Origin of the sequence: Curtobacterium sp. UCD-KPL2560 (assembly GCF_001705035.1) — a bacterium.
Lineage (GTDB): Bacteria > Actinomycetota > Actinomycetes > Actinomycetales > Microbacteriaceae > Curtobacterium.
On the sequence record NZ_MCIG01000151.1, the window covers coordinates 1 to 1,215 of the forward strand.

General features: G+C 75.5%; 1 protein-coding gene. It reads left to right on the top strand.

Annotated elements, in window-relative coordinates; genetic code table 11:
- The first annotated feature begins 410 nt into the window (after positions 1 to 410).
- A complete protein-coding gene (locus BEP24_RS17890) occupies positions 411 to 1,013 on the top strand; it encodes a TetR/AcrR family transcriptional regulator (protein ID WP_065965222.1) in 603 nt (200 codons plus the stop codon).
- Positions 1,014 to 1,215: the final 202 nt, after the last annotated feature.

Consider the following 1,215-nt stretch of genomic DNA (forward strand, 5'->3'; position numbering starts at 1 on the left):
GTCGGGGCGACGCGGGCGGTCGGGGCGACGCGAGCGCGCGGGGCAACGCGGGCGGTCGGGGCGACGCGGCCGGTCGGGGCGACGCGGCCGGTCGGGGTCGTGGCGCCGAGGGCGGTCCGATCGACCAGGAAACGCACTCCGGCAGCTGAACCTGTCTCCGCGGCCACCCCGGCAGTAGCATCGGTACCGCCGGGTATCGACCCGGTGACCGCCGCCCGCTGACGCACCGACACGACCCGAACGTGCCGGTCCGGCACACGGACGTCAGGTCGGGGACCAGGTCGGTGCCGCGCGGGATCAGCGCGCGGCGCGACGGTCCCCGACGGACCGCGCACGCCACCACCGAGCGCGGGGATCGCACCCGACCAGCTCTGCCCCGCACCGCCACGACGATCACGAACCAGGATCAGATGCGCGACGACGCCACATCCACCCCGCGGACCCCGCGCGCCGAGGTGCGGGAGCGCCTGCTCGTGGCCGCCGCCGAGGTCTTCGCCGAGTCCGGCCTGGCCGGGGCCCGGCTCGACGACGTCGCCGCGCGCGCGGGGTTCAGCAAGGGCGCGGTCTACTCGAACTTCGCGTCGAAGCAGGACCTCGTGGCGGCGGTCATGCAGCGCCAGACGAACCGCGTGCTCGCGTCGTTGCAGGAGGTCGTCCAGGTCGACGTCACGGCGGCACGCCTCGGCGATGTCGTCCGCGCCGCGTTCGGCCGGCACGACCAGCGCGCCCAGTTCGCGCTGCTCGCCGAGTTCCGGGGCTACGCCGTGCAGCACCCCGAGTTCACGCCCGAGTTCGTCCGGCAGCGGCGCGAGCTGCAGGACGGGGTGCTCGGCCTCGTGGACCTGTGGTTCGACGCGCACCCCGAGGTCGATGCCGGGATGCCGCGGGAGGACCTCGCCGTCCTGCTCGTCGCCGCCAACGTCGGGATCGTGTTCGACGAGCCCGCGCTGCCCGGGGTCGACCCGGGCGACGTCATCGCCGCCGTGGTCGAGGCGGTCATCCGGCCGCGCTGACGACGTCGGTGGCGGCGGCTGGCTGGCGCCGCGGGCGCCGCCGCTGCGCGGAGCGCCGCCGCCGCTGCGCGGCGAACAACCGAAAGCACGTCGCGCCATGAGATTCCGTGGCGCGACGTGCTTCCGCTTGTGCGCGCGTCGCGCGCGCGTCGCGCGCGCAGGCGAAAGCAGGTCGCGCCACGGAATCTCGTGGTGCGAGGTG

What these genes read in the sequence shown, in the direction of transcription:
- BEP24_RS17890 (WP_065965222.1), top strand. Translation starts at nt 411, where the DNA reads ATGCGCGACGACGCCACATCCACCCCGCGGACCCCGCGCGCCGAGGTG.